The sequence below is a fragment of the Nocardia suismassiliense genome (assembly GCF_900269665.1).
Taxonomy (GTDB): domain Bacteria; phylum Actinomycetota; class Actinomycetes; order Mycobacteriales; family Mycobacteriaceae; genus Nocardia; species Nocardia suismassiliense.
Window position 1 is genome coordinate 2,931,443 of record NZ_LT985361.1, and the last position, 17,092, is coordinate 2,948,534.

At 67.6% G+C, this 17,092-nt stretch carries 14 protein-coding genes; 6 read left to right on the forward strand and 8 right to left on the reverse strand.

What is annotated here, in order from left to right; genetic code table 11:
- Window positions 1-3: 3 nt before the first annotated feature.
- Window positions 4-528: a DUF402 domain-containing protein gene (locus DBO33_RS13215; RefSeq protein WP_107655297.1), complete on the reverse strand. Its 525-nt coding sequence runs from the start codon at window positions 526-528 to the stop codon at window positions 4-6.
- A 47-nt stretch (window positions 529-575) separates the two neighbouring features.
- Window positions 576-1,223, reverse strand: coding sequence for a DUF402 domain-containing protein (locus DBO33_RS13220; RefSeq protein WP_107655298.1), 648 nt, complete (start codon window positions 1,221-1,223; stop codon window positions 576-578).
- A gap of 408 nt (window positions 1,224-1,631) precedes the next feature.
- Here DBO33_RS13220 and uvrB point away from each other — a divergent pair, with 408 nt between their 5' ends.
- Complete coding sequence (gene uvrB / locus DBO33_RS13225) at window positions 1,632-3,824, forward strand: excinuclease ABC subunit UvrB (RefSeq protein ID WP_234390816.1); 2,193 nt, start codon at window positions 1,632-1,634, stop codon at window positions 3,822-3,824.
- Between the two features lie 137 nt (window positions 3,825-3,961).
- Here uvrB and DBO33_RS13230 read toward each other — a convergent pair whose 3' ends face one another.
- Complete coding sequence (locus tag DBO33_RS13230; protein WP_107655299.1) at window positions 3,962-4,432, reverse strand: VOC family protein; 471 nt, start codon at window positions 4,430-4,432, stop codon at window positions 3,962-3,964.
- 52 nt (window positions 4,433-4,484) lie between these two features.
- On the opposite strand from DBO33_RS13230, the gene DBO33_RS13235 reads away from it, so the two are divergent.
- The 3 genes from DBO33_RS13235 (at window position 4,485) to DBO33_RS13245 (ending at window position 6,857) form a co-directional block, all read left to right on the forward strand.
- Window positions 4,485-5,399, forward strand: coding sequence for a helix-turn-helix domain-containing protein (locus DBO33_RS13235; RefSeq protein ID WP_234390817.1), 915 nt, complete (start codon window positions 4,485-4,487; stop codon window positions 5,397-5,399).
- Window positions 5,400-5,493: 94 nt separating this feature from the next.
- Entirely contained in the window at window positions 5,494-5,922 is a 429-nt protein-coding gene (locus tag DBO33_RS13240; protein WP_234390818.1) for a DoxX family membrane protein, read from the forward strand.
- 482 nt (window positions 5,923-6,404) lie between these two features.
- Entirely contained in the window at window positions 6,405-6,857 is a 453-nt protein-coding gene (locus tag DBO33_RS13245) for a universal stress protein (RefSeq protein ID WP_014983412.1), read from the forward strand.
- A gap of 86 nt (window positions 6,858-6,943) precedes the next feature.
- Here DBO33_RS13245 and DBO33_RS13250 read toward each other — a convergent pair whose 3' ends face one another.
- Window positions 6,944-9,232 (reverse strand): HelD family protein, encoded by a 2,289-nt coding sequence (locus tag DBO33_RS13250; RefSeq protein ID WP_407670610.1) that lies wholly within the window; start codon window positions 9,230-9,232, stop codon window positions 6,944-6,946.
- 186 nt (window positions 9,233-9,418) lie between these two features.
- On the reverse strand, window positions 9,419-10,765 hold the full coding sequence (locus tag DBO33_RS13255; RefSeq protein WP_107655301.1) for a diguanylate cyclase domain-containing protein: 1,347 nt from the start codon (window positions 10,763-10,765) through the stop codon (window positions 9,419-9,421).
- A gap of 211 nt (window positions 10,766-10,976) precedes the next feature.
- On the opposite strand from DBO33_RS13255, the gene DBO33_RS13260 reads away from it, so the two are divergent.
- Window positions 10,977-12,167, forward strand: a complete 1,191-nt coding sequence (locus DBO33_RS13260; RefSeq protein WP_234390820.1) for a beta-ketoacyl synthase N-terminal-like domain-containing protein — start codon at window positions 10,977-10,979, stop codon at window positions 12,165-12,167.
- A 29-nt stretch (window positions 12,168-12,196) separates the two neighbouring features.
- Here the strand turns inward: DBO33_RS13260 and DBO33_RS13265 are convergent, their stop codons facing one another.
- Window positions 12,197-13,903, reverse strand: coding sequence for a sensor histidine kinase (locus DBO33_RS13265; RefSeq protein ID WP_107655302.1), 1,707 nt, complete (start codon window positions 13,901-13,903; stop codon window positions 12,197-12,199).
- Between the two features lie 143 nt (window positions 13,904-14,046).
- Between DBO33_RS13265 and DBO33_RS13270 the strand changes: the two genes are divergently transcribed.
- Window positions 14,047-14,820, forward strand: coding sequence for a sigma 54 modulation/S30EA ribosomal C-terminal domain-containing protein (locus tag DBO33_RS13270; protein ID WP_107655303.1), 774 nt, complete (start codon window positions 14,047-14,049; stop codon window positions 14,818-14,820).
- Window positions 14,821-14,942: 122 nt separating this feature from the next.
- Here the strand turns inward: DBO33_RS13270 and DBO33_RS13275 are convergent, their stop codons facing one another.
- Window positions 14,943-16,142 (reverse strand): sensor histidine kinase, encoded by a 1,200-nt coding sequence (locus DBO33_RS13275; RefSeq protein ID WP_107655304.1) that lies wholly within the window; start codon window positions 16,140-16,142, stop codon window positions 14,943-14,945.
- An 8-nt stretch (window positions 16,143-16,150) separates the two neighbouring features.
- Window positions 16,151-16,786, reverse strand: coding sequence for a response regulator (locus DBO33_RS13280; RefSeq protein ID WP_107655305.1), 636 nt, complete (start codon window positions 16,784-16,786; stop codon window positions 16,151-16,153).
- Window positions 16,787-17,092: the final 306 nt, after the last annotated feature.

Genomic DNA, 17,092 nt, shown 5'->3' on the forward strand with positions numbered 1-17,092 from the left:
GAACTAGAGCCAGGTGAGGGTGACGCCGCGGGATTGCAGCCAGCGGTCCAAGCTGTAGTCGTGCGCGGCGATGCCGTCGATGGCGGTGGTCGCGGTCTCGATGGCGGCCTGGGCCTCGGCGGCGGTGAGTAGGCCGGCGGTGTGCGCGGCGAGCAGTTCGTCGACGTCGAGCAGTTCGGTATTGCGGCCCGTGCGCACGACGATGTCGAGGTAGTGGTCCACCGACTTCCAGCGGTCCGGCTCCAGCTGGCGGAACTCGCCGAGGTCCAGGTAGAAGTCCTGGTCGCGCTGGTGCTCAGGGTTGTAGTGGAAGACGGAGGCGCGCAGCGCCAGGTCGGGCAGCAGCCACGATTCGATGTAGTGGAACTGCTCGTGGTCCGAGGTGCGCGCCATGTACAGGCCCCACGGCGCCACCTGGTACCGCTCGACCGGCCGCACGAATCCCTTGGGATCGGTGTTGGTCAGCGCCGCGAGGTCGAAGTACTCGACCTTGGGCCGATGTACGTCGACGGAAGGTGCCTGGGTCATGCATTCAGAATCTACCGCCGCGCCCACGGAGTCGAGTGACCTGGCGGTTACATCCAGGTGAGGGTAATGCCGTGGGTGGCCAGCCAGTCCTCGACGCAATGGTCGTTGGCGGCGAGGCCGTCCAGCGCGGCCGTCGCGCACTCGAACGCCCGGTGCGCCTGTGCGGTGTCCACCATTCCGGCCGCGTGGGCGGCGAGCAGCTCGTCGACGCCGAGCAGTTCGACATTGTGGCCGCGGTGCACCTCGATGTCGAGGTAGTGATCGACGGCCTTCCAATGTTTCGGCTCGATCTCGGTGAACTCGCCGATATCCAGGTGGAAATCGTGATCCACGTGATGCGCCGGGTTGCGGCGGGTCAGCGTCACGCGCAGCGACAGCGCGGGCAGCAGCCAGCACTCCAGGTAATGGCGGTGCGGAACGGGCACGATGCGGGCCATGTACACGCCCCACGGTTCGTGGTGGTAGCGCTCGACCTGGCGGACGAAGCCCTTGCAGTCGGTGCTGGTGAGTTCCGCGAGGTTGAAGAACTCGACGTGCGGCCGGTGCGGTGGGTGCCCGGGCGGTAATGCGGTGTTCGAGGCGGCGGCGTCGGTGTGCTGATTCAGTCCGGGGACCGCTGCGCGGAGGTGCCGGGCGATAGTTCCTGCGAAGCCGGTGGTCGGCACGGTATTGAGCAATGGAATCAGACCTCTCATGGCTCTTGTTCTTCGCCACATCCGAACGCGTTGTCCGAACAACCAAATCAGCGTACACCTGGGGAATGGTGGGTGGGCGCAATGACGCGATATGTTTTTGGCTACGAATTGTGTTGCGGCAAGGGACATTTCGGACACATAACGGCGGCCGAAAGTGAAACGGCATTGGTGCGCCTATGTTGTCTCGCCATGTGCGGCGGAACTATGAACAATGGCGGCCGGGCACATGCGGCCAGCGCCCGGGCCGCCGGTAATGGATTGCTGGGAATGCGCGAGCAACGACCGTCGTTCAATAACTCGGGACTCGGCGCGAGGACGCTACGGCGAAGCTGACCGAACCCAGGTCCGCGGCCACCACCGCCCGCGCGACCCGAGAATCTGTCGGTGGCTGGGCTTAGGCTGGTGAACATGGCATTTGCAACCGAGATTCCGACGGAAGGCTACGCGGAGCGGGCGGTGGCCGAGACGCCGCTCGCGCACTCCGAGCACCGGCCCGTCGGCGAGATCGAGCGCACCGACGGGCGCTTCCAGGTAGTCAGTGAGCACGTGCCCGCCGGCGACCAGCCCGCCGCCATCGAGGAGCTGGAACGGCGGATCAAGGCGGGGGAGCGCGACGTCGTGCTGCTCGGCGCCACCGGCACCGGTAAGTCGGCGACCACCGCCTGGCTCATCGAACGGCTCCAGCGCCCCACGCTGGTGATGGCCCCGAACAAGACCCTGGCCGCCCAGCTGGCCAACGAGCTGCGGGAGATGCTGCCGAACAACGCCGTCGAATACTTCGTCTCGTACTACGACTACTACCAACCCGAGGCGTACATCGCCCAGACCGACACCTACATCGAGAAGGACAGCTCGATCAACGACGACGTCGAGCGGCTGCGGCACTCGGCCACGTCGAGCCTGCTGTCGCGCCGCGACGTGGTGGTGGTCGCGTCGGTGTCGTGCATCTACGGCCTCGGCACCCCGCAGTCCTACCTCGATCGGTCGGTGCAGCTCGAGGTCGGCGCCGAGGTGGACCGCGACGCACTGCTGCGCCTGCTCGTCGACGTGCAGTACACCCGCAACGACATGGCGTTCACCCGCGGCTCGTTCCGGGTGCGCGGCGACACCGTCGAGATCATCCCGTCCTACGAGGAGCTCGCGGTCCGCATCGAGTTCTTCGGCGACGAGATCGAGGCGCTGTACTACCTGCACCCGCTCACCGGCGATGTGGTGCGCCAGGTCGATATGCTGCGCATCTTTCCGGCCACCCACTACGTGGCGGGCCCGGACCGGATGGAGCGTGCGGTCCGCGACATCGAGACCGAGCTGGAGCAGCGGCTGGCCGAGCTGGAGCGGCAGGGCAAACTGCTCGAAGCGCAGCGGCTGCGCATGCGCACCCAGTACGACCTGGAGATGATCCGGCAGGTCGGCTTCTGCTCCGGCATCGAGAACTACTCGCGCCACATCGACGGCCGCCCGGCCGGCTCGGCCCCCGCGACGCTGCTCGACTACTTCCCCGACGACTTCCTGCTCGTCATCGACGAGTCGCACGTGACGGTGCCGCAGATCGGCGGCATGTACGAGGGCGACATGTCGCGCAAGCGCAACCTGGTGGAGTTCGGCTTCCGGCTGCCGTCCGCGGTGGACAACCGGCCACTCACCTGGGAGGAGTTCGCCGAACGGATCGGCCAGGCGGTGTATCTGTCGGCCACCCCCGGTCCGTACGAACTGGGCCAGGTCGGCGGCGAGGTCGTCGAGCAGGTCATCCGCCCGACCGGGCTGGTCGATCCGCAGGTCGTGGTCAAGCCGACCAAGGGTCAGATCGACGATCTGGTGCACGAGATCCGGCTGCGCACCGAGAAGGACGAGCGGGTGCTGGTCACCACGCTCACCAAGAAGATGGCCGAAGACCTCACCGACTATCTGCTCGGGCTCGGCGTGCGGGTGCGATACCTGCACTCGGAGATCGATACGCTGCGCCGCGTCGAACTGCTGCGTCAGCTGCGGCTCGGCGAGTACGACGTGCTCGTCGGCATCAACCTGCTGCGCGAGGGCCTCGACCTGCCCGAGGTGTCGCTGGTCGCGATCCTCGACGCGGACAAGGAAGGCTTCCTGCGCAGCAGCACCAGCCTGATCCAGACCATCGGCCGCGCGGCGCGCAACGTGTCCGGCGAGGTGCACATGTACGCCGACAAGATCACCGACTCGATGCGGCACGCCATCGACGAGACCGATCGGCGCCGGGCCAAGCAGGTCGCCTACAACACGGAGAAGGGCATCGACCCGAAACCGTTGCGCAAGAAGATCGCCGACATCCTCGACCAGGTGTACCGGGAGGCCGAGGAGACCGAGGTGGAGGTCGGCGGCTCCGGCCGCAACTCCAGCCGCGGCCGCCGTGCCCAGGGCGAGCCGGGGCGTGCGGTCAGCGCGGGCGTCTACGAGGGCCGCGACATCAAGTCGATGCCGCGCGCCGAACTCGCCGACCTGGTCAAGGAACTCACCGCGCAGATGATGAACGCGGCCCGCGAGCTGCAATTCGAGCTCGCAGGCCGGCTGCGCGATGAGATCGCGGACCTCAAGAAGGAACTGCGCGGCATGGACGCCGCCGGGTTGAGTTGAGTTGCGGTGGTGCGCTTCCGTCCCGGAGGGGTGCGGCCGCACACCTGTTGGGTTCCCGCACCACCTTTAGGTTCCCGCACACCGACTTGCCGTGCGACACACCGGGTCCGCCGCAAGAGGGGGTGCGGGAATCTGCGTCAGCCCTGCGTGGCCATCCATTCGTTGACGCGGCGTTCGGCTTCCTCGCGGGAGACGTCTTCGACCTTGGTGATGACCGCCCAGCGGTGGCCGAAGGGGTCGATGACTACGCCGAAACGGTCTCCGGTGACGAAGGTTTGGGGTTCTTCGGCACTGCGGGCGCTGTGTTCGACGGCGCGCTTGATGACCGCGTCGACGTCGGGGCAGTAGTGCACGATCGAGGTGTGCACCCACTCGCCGTTCGGGGCGAGCACGTTGTTGTCCGGGATGGGCATGCCCAGCTGGAGGGTGGAGTCGCCGATCTTCAGTTCGGCGTGCGCGGGCTGTCCGTCCGGCTGGTCGCTGCGGGTGATCACCTCGGCGCCGAAGACGGCGGAGTAGAAATCGATGGCCTTGTTGCCGTCGCTGACCGCGAGGAAACAGGTGATGGAGTGGTAGCCGTCGGCGATGGGGTTCACGGTGTTCGTCATGACAGCAATCCTGGTCGAGCGGGTGTTTCCGGTCTTGTAAGAAAGCGACACGGTGTCCGACCGGAACGAGACCATGCCGGGCAGCACTGATTCCGCGTCGGGACTGCCGCGGAATCCGGTCGCGCCCGCGGACACCACCGGCATCCTGCACCCGGACGAACAGGCCAAGTACCGCTCCCTGGCTAGGCTGCCGGCCGGCCCTGCGGTGGATCGTTTCGTCGAGTGGTATTGGTCGGTGCGCTGGGACCTGCACGGCCGGCCGCCATACCGGGCGGAGGTGCTCTCCTACCCGAGCGTCAACGTCACCTTCGAGCGATCCGCAACCCGCACAGGCGGTTTCGTCACCGGCGTGTGCACGACAAAATTCATCCGGGAACTGCACGGAGCGGGCGAGGTGTTCGGCGTGCGCTTCCGCGCGGGCGGTTTCGGCGCCTACACCGGACTCGACGTCGGTTCGTTCCGTGACACCACCGTCGACCTGATCGACGTCATGCCCGAGGCGCGCGGACTGACCGATCGCGTCCTGGACTCAGCCACCGACGAGCAGCGCAGCGCCGTGCTCGACGAGTTCCTCGCGGCCCGGCCCGCCGCCGGCGATCCGACCTACCTCCTGGTGCTGCGCATCATCGATGCGATGGCCGGGGATGAGCGGTTGACCAGGGTCGACCAGATCACCGACCGATTCGGCATACCCACCCGCACCTTGCAGCGGATGTTCCGGCGCTACGTCGGCGCCGGCCCGAAGTGGGTGCTGCGCCGCTACCGGCTGCAAGACGGCGCCGAACTGCTCGCGCGCGGCCGCACCGAAGATCTCGCCGCATTGGCCGCCGAACTGGGATACTTCGATCAGGCGCACTTCTCGCGGGAGTTCACCGCGGAAGTCGGAATGGCTCCACTGGAATACGCCAAGAATTCGCTACGCTCGCGCAACGAGGTCACGGCAAAGGTCTTGCCGACCAGGACATAGCTGCCGGGCCGACCGTATTCGACCATTCGACCACGGGCTCGGGAATACCTCCCGGAACTCTTAGTTGAATGTTGCACTACCTACTGTCAGCCAATTGAGGGAGCTGGACATGGATGTCGTGGTGTTGATCGGACGGGTGTTGTTCTCGGTGTTGTTCCTCAGCTCAGCGCTCGGTCACGTCATGCAGACCGAAGCGATGGCGGGTTACGCGGCGAGCAAGGGGGTGCCGATGGCGAAGCTCTCGGTGCTCGGCTCGGGTGCGCTGTTCGGCCTCGGTGGACTGAGCGTGCTGCTCGGCGTGTGGGCCGATCTCGGCTCGCTGCTGCTCGCGGCGTTGTTGCTGGTGACCGCGGTGCTGATGCACCCGTTCTGGAAGGAAACCGATCCGCAGGCCAAGCAGGGCGAGATGGTCAACTTCAACAAGAACGTGGCGCTGGCCGGTGCCGCGTTGATGCTGTTCGCGTTCTTCGCGCACGTCGATGACCTCGGATTGACCATCACCGGACCGCTTTTCGACCTCTGATCTTGCTTGCCGCGCTAATATTGCGCGTCCTTTTTACTGCAGGAGAGGAACGCATGGACATCATCGGAGCGATTCTGGGCTTATTCTGGGCGAACTATCGGCAGTGGCCGTAATGGCACGCTAGTCCCAGGCTCGGACGGCCCGTCCCGGTGCAAGATTCGCGCGCCGAGGCGGGCTGGTGTCTGTTCGATCGACGCTGGTATGTGACGAATATCCCAGGGGGACAAGATCGTTCACGGGGGTTGTGCTCGATCACAGTTTACCGGCCGGACAATTGTGTCCGCGCTGGTTGCCGATGCCCTTCCCGCATTTCCTGGCGAACGTGTGGCGCCAATACCCGGACACCTCCAATGTGATGTGTCGCGATTGCTGTTACTTCCGGTCCGTTTGCCGCTAGGGTCGAACCGAGTCGCTGCGCCGGGGCACGTCTTGGTATGGAACCCGGACGTAGGCACCCTTAAACCGCACAGTTGGAGGAGAGAATGACCGCCTACCGGACCATTGTTGTCGGTACTGATGGCTCGGACTCGTCATACGTCGCCGTCGAGAAGGCCGCCGCGCTGGCTGGAGTGTCCGCCGCGACCCTGGTCATCGCGTGTGCCTACTACCCGACCGACGATCGCGACGTGGCCGCCGCCGCCGATGTGCTCAAGGAAGAGGCCTACCAGGTGCGCGGGTCCGCCCCCACCAACGAGATCCTGCGCACCGCGCGGGACAAGGCCGCGGCCGCGGGCGCGGTGGACATCGTCGAGCGCGCCGTGGTCGGCGAGCCGGTCGAGTCGCTGCTCACGCTGACCAAGGAAGTGGACGCCGATCTGCTCGTGGTCGGTAACCGCGGGCTGAACACGCTGACCGGTCGCCTGCTCGGCTCCGTCCCGTCGGACGTCGCCCGCAAGTCGCGCTCGGATGTGCTGATCGTGCACACCGTTCGCTAGCAGAACTTCCGAGAACTCCGCATTGCACCCGGTGGCGCAATGCGGAGTTCTCGCGTTTCAGCGCAGGGCAACGCGGGGCACGCTTTTCAGCGCAGCGCGCGCAACACCTCCGGCAGTTCCTCGCTGTGCACCACACCCAGACGCTGCGTCGCACGGGTCAGCGCAACGTACAGATCGTTGAGCCCACGCGGTGATTCGTCCAGGATCGCTTGCGGCTCCACCAGATACACCGCGTCGAACTCCAGCCCCTTCACGTCGTGCACGGTCAGCACCCGCACCGATTCACCGGCCAGGTCGGCCAGTTCCTCCACCAGCGCGTGCGGCGCGATCACCGCGGTGGTGCCCGGCCCGGTCTCCCCGGCGACCAGCTTCGCGATCTGGTCGCGCACGTCGCTCGCGGCGACCCGGTAGCCGCGCGGCGGGTTTCCGCTGTCGCGCACCGAGCGTGGCGCCGAGGCCGCCGGATCGATCGCGGCGAGCACGTCCGCGGCCACGTCCATGATCTCGGCCGGGGTCCGGTAGTTGACGGTCAGTTCGGTGAGCTTCCACCGTTTGGCCACATACGGTTCCAGCACCCGCTGCCAGGACGAGGCGCCGGCCGGGTCACCGGTCTGCGCGACATCGCCGACCACGGTGATCCAGCGATTCGGGATGCGCCGCATCACCATTCGCCACGCCATCTCCGAGAGCTCCTGCGCCTCGTCCACGATGACGTGCCCGTAGGTCCAGGTGCGGTCGCCCGCGGCGCGTTCGGCGGTGGTCTGCCTGGTGCGCACGTCCTGGCGTTCGGCGAGCTGGCTCGCGTCGATCAGGTCGTAGGCCATCAGGATTTCCGGATCGAGGTCGTCTTCCAGATCCTGTGGCGCCGAACCGGTCAGGATGTCGAGCGCGTCCTGCGCCTCGGCCAGCTGTGCGCGCCAGCGGCGCCGGGAACGTTCGCGCTCCTCGGTGTCGTCCACGCCGAGCAGCTCGGCCAGCTCGTCGAGCAGCGGGGCGTCGGCGGCGCTGAATTCACCGTTGTCCGGCCGCACCAGCTCGGCGCGGTCCTCGGCCGACAGCGTGCTCGCGACCCGATCGAGCCGCTTGGGATCGGCGAGCAGATCGGCGAGCACGTCCTGCGGGGACAGCAGCGGCCACAGCGTGCCGATGGCCTGCTGGATCTCCTGATCGGCCCGCATCTCGTCGCGGATCTCGGCAATGTCGGTGCGGCTGAGCAGGCTCGGGCCGCCGGACAGGTCGCCGCCCATCGTCTCGGCCAGCTGATCGGTGAGCGCGTCGATCACCGCGCTGGTGAAGATCGGCTTGGCCAGGTTGTGCGGCCTGCGCGAGGAGCGTGCGCGGCCGCGGGCCTTGGTGGCGATCTTGCGGTCCAGCGTCACCGGGTAGCCGTCGAAGCTGAGCCGGATCGGTTCGGCCGGTACTTCCTGCCGGTCGCGGACCGCCTGCTTGAGCACCTCCAGCATGTCCAGCGAGCCCTTGATCTCGCCGGCCCGCAACGAATCCTCCCTGCTGGCTTTCACACCCGGGTAGAGGTCGCCGATGGTGGACAGCAGCACGCCGGTCTCACCGAGCGAGGGCAGCACCTGACCGATGTAGTCGAGGAAAGTGGCGTTCGGCCCGATGATCAGCACACCGCTCTTGGCCAGCTGCTGGCGGTAGGTGTAGAGCAGATAGGCCGCGCGGTGCAGCGCGACGGCCGTCTTACCGGTGCCCGGCCCGCCCTGCACGACCAGCACGCTCTTGTGTTCCGAGCGGATGATCGCGTCCTGCTCGTGCTGGATCGTCTCGACGATGTCGTTCATGTGCCCGGTGCGGGCCGCGTTGAGCGCGGCGAGCAGCGCGCTCTCGCTGCCGACCCCGCCGTCGTCGTCGGTCGCGCCTGCCCGGCGGGCGGCGTCCAGGTCGAGGTATTCGTCGTTGATCGCGGTGACGCTGCGGTTGCGCGAGCGGATGTGCCTGCGCCGGGTCACGCCGTCCGGTGCGGCGGTGGTGGCCAGGTAGAACGGGCGGGCCAGCGGGGCGCGCCAGTCCAGCAGCAGCGTCTCGTAGTCGTCCTTCTCGTCGAGGATGCCGAGCCTGCCGATGTAGCGGTACTCGTCGGCCAGATCGATCCGGCCGAAACACAGACCGTGTTCGGCCGCATCGTATTTGGCCAGATCCTCGGTATAGAGCTGGCTGAACGATTCGCGCTCGCTGCGTGCCTGCGGGGTGCCGCCGGATTCCAGCAGCACGGTGCGTAACCGGTTGCGCGCGTACTCGCGCATTTCGTCGAGCCGGTCGTACAGCACCGAGAGGTACGCCTGTTCCTGCTCGGTCTCGCGGGTCAGCTCCGGCGCGCCGTCACTGGCGGCACGATCCTGAGTGAGGTCGGGCAAACTGAACTCCTTCACCGCGATGAGCCGAGCGAACGCTACACACGCACGGCAATGCGCACGCGAACGCTCGGAAAACAAGGTTGTCGAGTCTACTGCGATTGCGGCGAACTCGCCGTAACCGCTGGTGAACCGCGGTTCCGGCCGGACCGGCAGCAGCGCGTGTTCGAGAATCATCGGTGGAGCATGTCAGGACGCGTGCGTGCTGTTCGGCCTGCGTCCCTTGCTGACCGCGCCCTCGCGATGCCCGGTCGGCTTGGCCCGATACATCGCCAGGTCCGCGTCGTGCAGCACGGCCTCGGGGGTGCGGCGGTCGCCTACGGTGAGCGGGGTGACGCCGATCGAGGCGTTCACCTCGATCCGGTGCCCGCGCGCGATGATCGGCTCAGCCATCGTCGAGCGCAGCCGGGCCACCAGCGCGTCGATGTCGACCCGCCGGGTGCGCCCGGACAGCAGCACCAGGAATTCGTCGCCGCCGAGCCTGCCGACCAGGTCGTCGCCGCGCAGCGCGCGCTGCAACCGTTGCGCGACGATCTGCAGCACGGTGTCGCCGATCGCGTGCCCGAGCGTGTCGTTGATGGCCTTGAACCCGTCCAGATCGATGAACAGCACGGTGGACACCGGCAGGTCCTCGCTGGTGGCCAGCGCGCCCGCCAGCTGGGACAGGATCAGCGAACGGTTCGCCAGCCCGGTGAGCGAGTCGTGGGTGGCCTGGTACTCCAATTGCCGTCTGCTGGCCCGGAACTCGGTGATGTCGGCGAACGAGGACACCGCCGACGAGCGCGGGTCGTCGGGATTGAGCAGGCGGCTGCTGCCGGAGAGCCAGCGCCGCTGCCCGTCGGCGCGGTCGACGCCGAAGACGTAGCCGGTGATGGTCTCGCCGGTGGCGAGTGTGCGGGCGATCGGGTGGCGGGTCGGCGGCAGTGGTTGCGCGTTCGCGTCGAGCAGGGTCATCGGCAGGGACTGGATGGTTTTGCCGATGAGCTCGTCGCGGGCATTCTCGCTGCCGAAAATTCGCATGGCCGCGGGGTTGGCCGACTCGATGCGACCCTCCGGATCGATCACCACCACGCCCTCTTCCAGCTGGGAGACGACCGTGGTGAAGTGTTGCTCGGCCAGGTGCTGTGCGGCTTCGGCGTGGCGCTGCGCGGTGAGGTCGTGGATGACGACCTGATAGGCGAGGTGGTCGTGCCAGGCGGTGAGCACCGACACGGTCTCCACCGGCACCGGGACGCCGTCCACCCGGACCAGCGTCATCTCGGTCGGCACCGAGGCGGCGCCCTTGGTGGTGAGGTGGCTGATCCGCTCCAGCATGCCGGGGACCGAGCCGGGATGGACGAACTGGGTGAGTGGCTTGCCGATCACGTCGTCGGCGCTGTCGGCGGCGAGCAGACGCACGGTGGCAGGGTTGACGTAGACAACGACCCCGCGCTCGTGCACGCAGATGCCGTCGGGCGTGTGCTCGACGAGAGAACGGTAGCGCTCAGCTAGCTGCTCGGCGGCGTCGACCGCAGCGGCTACCTTGTCCTCACCCACTCGAACCCCCGATCGTCGACCCGATTATGGCCATTGGAACATGGGATTATTCTGGTATCGACGTGCAGAAGATCACAGCGTCGACGCTATTGCTTCGATCACAGTTCGAGCACTTGATCGGGCTCTGTCTGGTGATCATTACAGAACCGGTTCTGTAGAAATATCTCGGCCGACCGCAGATCGGCCCAGGAATCGGCGAAGGAGCGATGCTATGCCGGACACCATCCCGAACAACCGACAACAGCATCAAGATCATATGACGTTCGCCGGGATCGGTGCCGTCACGGCATACGGCTGGGGCCGTGAGGCTTTGTGGCACGGTCTGCTGAGCGGAAAATCGGCCGCGTCGGTGCAGTCGGGTTACGGTCCGGGCCGCGATCAGGATGCCTGGGTTTCGCTGGTGCCCGACGGTGGCGATCATGCGGTCAGCACCAGCCGGTACGGGCGAGCGATGCACGAGTCGGCCCGCGAGGCGATCACCGATGCGCTGGCGCGCGGGTGGCGGCCCGGCCGGACGGTCGGCGTGCTGCACGCGATCGTGCTGGGTGACGTGGTCAACTGGCGTGACTTCTACCTCGTCGATCACGGCCATCGACGGTCCCGCGACTACATGCGGTTGATCCCGTCCACCCCGGTCTCGGTGCTCATGCAGGAATACGGCTTCCACGGCCCCGCCATGAACGTGTCCGCGGCGTGCAGTTCGGCCAATGTCGCGCTGATCACCGCGCAGCTCTGGCTCGACGCCGGCATCGCCGACGACGTGGTGTGTATCGCCACCGATATGTCCGCCACCCCCGACATGGTCGAGCACTTCGTCGGCCTCGGCGCCGCGGTGACCGACACCGACCCGTTGGACGGGTGCCGTCCGTTCCAGGAGGGCAGCCGCGGCTTCAGCTTCGGTGAGGCGTCGGTGGCGTTCGTGCTGAGCCGTTCGGTGGATCGGCCCTACGCGGCGATGCTCGGAGGCGGGATGACCAACGACGCCTATCACGTGGTGTCGGTGGACCCCACCCATGAGCAGATCTTCGAATGCACCCGCCGTGCCCTCGACAACGCCGGGGTGACCGCGCAGGACGTGCGCTATTTCAACGCGCACGGCACCGGTACCCGGCAATGCGATATGGCAGAGCGGGATCTGCTGACCAATCTGTTCGACGATCGGCCGCACATCTACGCGCTCAAACCGCTGGCGGGTCACTGTCAGGGTGCGGCGGCCGGTGTGGAGGTGGCGGTGGCCGCGCTCGGGTACGACCGCGGCATCGTGCCCGCGGCGCCGATCGTCGCGGCACCGCATCCCCGGCTGCTGGATGGACCGCAGCCGTTCGAAGGTGGCATCACCGCGAAACTGTCGCTGGGCATGGGCGGCAACAACTCTGTTGTGCTGCTCGGGCCTGCCGATTGAGATTGCCGGCACAACTCTGCCTCGCTGGTTCACGGCAGCGGCACCGACCAGCACAGCCGAGTCCCCGGCATGTCGTCGTCCGTCGTGTTCCCGGCAGGCCCGACGGTGAATTGCCCGTCGGCCTTCTCCGCGCGCTGCTCCAGATTGCGTAGTCCGCTGCGCACCACGTGATTCGGGATGCCCCAGCCGTTGTCGGTCACCGCGATGGTCAGATCGTCGTCGACACTGATCTCCACCGCGACAGTATCCGCCCCCGAGTGCCGGACCGCATTACTGACGGCCTCGCGCACCACGGCTTCGGCATGATCGGCCAGTTCGGCTTCCAGTACCGACAGCGGTCCGGTCACCGAAAATGTCGACCGCAGTGGGGTTTCGGTGGTCTGCTGGCGGATCGCCTGCTCGATCCGTTGCTGCAGCGGATTGCCGTGGCCGCCGTGCAGGTCGAAGATCGAGGTGCGGATCTCCTGCACCACCTCTTGCAGATCGTTGACCACCGTCGAAAGGCGTTGCCGCACTTCGGGGACGGTAGCCCGGGCCACCGCGCCCTGCAGGGTGATGCCGACCGCGAACAGGCGCTGGATGACGTGGTCGTGCAGGTCGCGGGCGATCCGATCACGGTCGGCCAGCAGATCCATCTCGCGCATCCGCAGCTGCGCGTCGGCCAATTGCATGGCCAGCGCGGCCTGATCGGTGAACGCGGCGGTCAGCTCGACCAGCTCGTCGGAGTACGGCGCGGCGCCGACCGGCCGCACGGTGGTGAGCACGCCGAGGGTGCTGTCGGGGGTGCACAGCGGCAGGATCAGCAGCGGCCCGGCGTCGGGTAGCGCGAGGCCGACACTGATCGCGCTCGCGTCGTCGAAGCGCAGCGGGGTGCGCCGGGTGAACGCCTCGCCGAGCGCGGTGCCCTCGGTCTGCACGGCCTTGTCCGCGTATCCCGCACCGGGACCGCACCATTGGGTGACGGCGAGCTCTCCTTCCTCGTCGGGCCCGGTGAGGAAAGACTGGTGCGATCCGGTCAGCGTGCGGGCGTGCTCGACCACGTGCGCCAGCACGTTGGCGGACCGGTTACCCGCCAGGAATTCGGTGGCGATATCGCGGGTCGCCGCGATCCACGCCTGCCTGGTGCGCGCCGATTCGTAGAGCCGCGCGTTGTCCACCGCGATGCCCGCGGCGGCCGCGAGGGCCTGCACGAGTACGTCGTCATCGTCGGTGAAGGGTTGCCCGCCTGCCTTTTCGGTCAGATAGAGGCTGCCGAACACCTCGCCGCGGATCCGCACCGGCACCCCGAGGAAGGTGTGCATCGGCGGGTGGTGCGGCGGAAGCCCCACGGAGGCAGGGTGATTGGTGAGTTCGTCGAGCCGGAGCGGTTTCGACTGGTTGAACACCACGCCCAGCACACCGTGCCCTGCGGGCAAACGCCCAATGGCACTGCGGGTTTCGTCGTCCATGCCCTCGTCGATGAACTGCACCACCTGCTGGTCGTGGCCGCGCACGGCGAGCGCGCCGTAGCGGGCGTCGACCAGGCTGGTGGCGGTGCGCACGATGGTGCGCAGCGTCTCGTCCAGGTCGAGCCCGGAGGTGACGGCGAGCATCGCCTCGACCAGCCCGTCCATCCGGTCGCGCGAGTCCAGGATGAGTTCGACCCGCTCCTTGACCTCGCTGAGCAACTCGCGCAGGCGCAGTTGCGAGAGGGTGTCGCGCACGGAGTAGGGGTCGGTGCCGCGGTCCTCGGTCATCTCGGTTTCCCCTTGTGGTGCGCGCGTGAACTGCGCCTCGCGCCAGTCTAGTTCGCCCTTGGGGGACTTTCGGCCCTGTTCGCCGGGGCATTGCGATGGTGATATGGGGCGACGGGGTCGAATTCGAAGTCAGGGCGTGTCACATGAAGTCGTCGGGATTGCTGCATCCGTCCGCACCACAACATTGGCTGACCGCAAGTGATCTCGATTTGGCGGTGACCACGTTCGGCGCGGTGCCGGACGTGGACGTGACGCGGGCGGTCCGGGCGATCGGCCGGGTGCTGCGCCGCCACCATCTCGACGCGGCGACCAGGGTCCGGGTCACCGCGCCGCCGGAGACCGACGCGGTGACGGTGGTGCAGGCCAATATTCGTTGCCGCGGTGTCGCCACCCGGGTGCAGGTGACCGGGCCCGGCGGGTTCGCGGTCACCTTCGCCGCCGAACGGCTGGACCGGCAGCTGGCCCGGCTCGCGACGAGCACGAGCCGGGATTGGCCCGATCCGGCGCGTCCGCCGCTGGCTCAGGTCACCGAGCCGCGCCCGATCGTGCGTCGCAAGCCGGTCGAGCTACTCACCGGCACCCCCGCCGAGGCGACGGCGGTGATGGATGCGATGGACTACGACGCGTACTTGTTCACCGACGGCGAGACCGGCCTGGACGCGGTGGTGGCGTGGGGTGACCCGCTCGGCGTTCGGCTGTCCCGCCAGGATGCGGTGACGAACGGCCCGCAGCGGGTGAATCTGCTACCGATCGCGGTGGATCCGGAACCGGCACCCGTCCTGGACGAGGACCGGGCCGCGCGGATTCTGTGTCATCACGGCCTGCCGTTCCTGTTCTTCACCGACTCTATCGACGGGCGCGGCCGACTGCTGTACCGGCGTTACGACGGCGATCTGAGCCTCGTGGAACCGGCCTGACAGCAATACCGGTTGCACGATCCCTCATGCCCGTACGAACCGGTCCGACGGTGCCGGGCGTCTGAAGGAACCGGTCTGACGGCCAACGGTTTCCAGGCTGAGCCGCCACCACGGCGTTCCGGTCAGCTCAGCGGGGCCGACCAATGCACCCGCGTGCCCCCGTCCGCAGCGCGCTCGACACTGCACCGCCCGTCCGATTCGCCGGCCCGCTGCGCGAGATTGGCCAGCCCACTGGCGGTTACGTCGTCCGGCACGCCGGAACCGTTGTCCTGCACCAGGATGGTCAACTCGTCGCCGACGGTGATCTCGATCGTCACCACGTCGCCACCGGAATGCCGTACCGCGTTGCTGACCGATTCGCGCACAACGGCTTCCGCGTGCTCGGCCAGCGCGGACCCGACCACCGACAGCGGCCCGTCGACGCGCAGCCGCGCCCGGATCGCGGTCGCCGCGGTCTGCTGCCGGATCGCGTCCTCCAGGCGCCGCCGCAGCGAGGCGCCCGTGCCGCCGTGCAGATCGAAGATCGTCGTGCGTATTTCGTGCACGATCTCCTGTAGTCGATCGATCTCATCCGAAAGCCGTTGCCGGACTTGCGGATCGTCGACGCGTGCGGCCAGGCCCTGCAGTCCGAGCCCGACCGCGAAGACTCGCTGGATGACGTGATCGTGCAGGTCGCGCGCGATCCGGTCGCGGTCGGCGAGCACATCGAGTTCACGGGCCCGGCGCTGCGCCTCGGCGAGCTGCATGGCCAGCGCCGCCTGATCGGTGAACGCCGCCGTGAGTGCGACGAGCTCCTCGGAGTACGGCGCGGCCTCGGCCGCACGCACCACGATCAGCACCCCCAGCACGACCCCGGCCGTGTGCAGCGGCAGGATCAGCGCCGGCCCGGCCGCGCCGACCGGCACCCCCAGGTCAATGCCCTGAGCATCGGCCAGGTGCACCGTCGTTCGCTCCGCGAAGGCCTTGCCCGTGGCGGTGTCGGTGAGCCGCACGATGTGCTCCGCGTCCGGTGCGGCCGCCCGCGACCATTGCGCGACAACGAGTTCGGTGGCCTCCTCGGGCGGGATGCCCGGCTCGACCACCGCGAGGATCGCCTGCGCCGACTCGGTCAACGTGCGCGCGTGCTCGACCACCTGCGCGAGCACCCGCTGCGATTCGGTCCCCGCCAGGAACTCGGTGGCGATGTCCCTGGTCGCCTCGATCCAGGCCTGCCGGGTGCGGGCCCACTCGTAGAGCCTGGCGTGGTCGACGGCGATGCGGGTGGCCGTGTCCACGATGGCGCGCAGGGTGTCGATCACGGAGTGCGGCACAGCGTCCGTCATGTCGCGGTTCAGCGCTCGCCCAGCTTGCTGGCCAGCACCGCCGCCTGGGTCCGCCGCTCCATGCCGAGCTTGGCGAGCAGCCGGGACACGTAGTTCTTCACGGTCTTCTCGGCCAGGAACATGCGCGCCGCGATCTGCCGGTTGGTGAGGCCCTCACCGAGCAAAGCGAGCAGCCGCCGTTCCTGTTCGGTGAGCCCGGCCAGCGGGCCGTCGTCGTCGGGGGCGCCGTCGCGCAGCCGGGCCCGCAACGCGGCGGCCGCCCGGTTGTCCAGCAGTGAGCGGCCCGCGCCGACCGCCTTGATCGCGGCGGCCAGTTCCATGCCCTTGATGTTCTTTACGACGTAGCCGCTGGCGCCGGCCAGGATGGCGTCGAGCATCGCCTGGTCGTCGGTGTACGAGGTGAGAATCAGGCAGCGCAGCCCCTCGACCTCGGCCAGCAGATCGCGGCACAGTTCGATGCCGTTGCCGTCGGGCAGTCGCACATCCAGCACCGCGACCGCGGGCCGCAGCACCGGGATTCGCGCCATCGCCTGCGCGACATCACCCGCCTCGCCGATCACCGTCAGCTCCGGATCACCCTCCAGCAGATCGACCAGGCCACGTCGCACGATTTCGTGGTCGTCTACGAGAAATACCTCGAGCACGGCGGCCTCCCTGTCGTCGTTACGCCGAAACGAGCCTGCGCGAATTCCTCGAGTAGATAACGAGGTTCCGGGTAAGCTTGCAATGAAGTCAACCAGAGGGGCCGTGGGCAGCGGAGCCATAAGGCTCATATGTACGTGGGAACTCGAGATGACATATTCAGCGACACTAGATTTCAGCGCGATCTTCGGATCGCCGCGCACCTGTCCGGGATGCGGATCCAACGCAGTCGATGCCTTTGATGAACTACCCGATATTTCCGTGCGCTGCGCTGGCTGCGGCGCGCAATGGGGTTCCGCCGAGGAAGG

Bases quoted from the DNA above. Each gene is read 5' to 3' on its own strand.
- DBO33_RS13265 (WP_107655302.1), bottom strand. From the start codon at position 13,903: ATGACCGAGGACCGCGGCACCGACCCCTACTCCGTGCGCGACACCCTC.
- uvrB (WP_234390816.1), top strand. From the start codon at position 1,632: ATGGCATTTGCAACCGAGATTCCGACGGAAGGCTACGCGGAGCGGGCG.
- DBO33_RS13220 (WP_107655298.1), bottom strand. From the start codon at position 1,223: ATGAGAGGTCTGATTCCATTGCTCAATACCGTGCCGACCACCGGCTTC.
- DBO33_RS13270 (WP_107655303.1), top strand. From the start codon at position 14,047: ATGAAGTCGTCGGGATTGCTGCATCCGTCCGCACCACAACATTGGCTG.
- DBO33_RS13275 (WP_107655304.1), bottom strand. From the start codon at position 16,142: ATGACGGACGCTGTGCCGCACTCCGTGATCGACACCCTGCGCGCCATC.
- DBO33_RS13260 (WP_234390820.1), top strand. From the start codon at position 10,977: ATGCCGGACACCATCCCGAACAACCGACAACAGCATCAAGATCATATG.
- DBO33_RS13230 (WP_107655299.1), bottom strand. From the start codon at position 4,432: ATGACGAACACCGTGAACCCCATCGCCGACGGCTACCACTCCATCACC.
- DBO33_RS13215 (WP_107655297.1), bottom strand. From the start codon at position 528: ATGACCCAGGCACCTTCCGTCGACGTACATCGGCCCAAGGTCGAGTAC.
- DBO33_RS13245 (WP_014983412.1), top strand. From the start codon at position 6,405: ATGACCGCCTACCGGACCATTGTTGTCGGTACTGATGGCTCGGACTCG.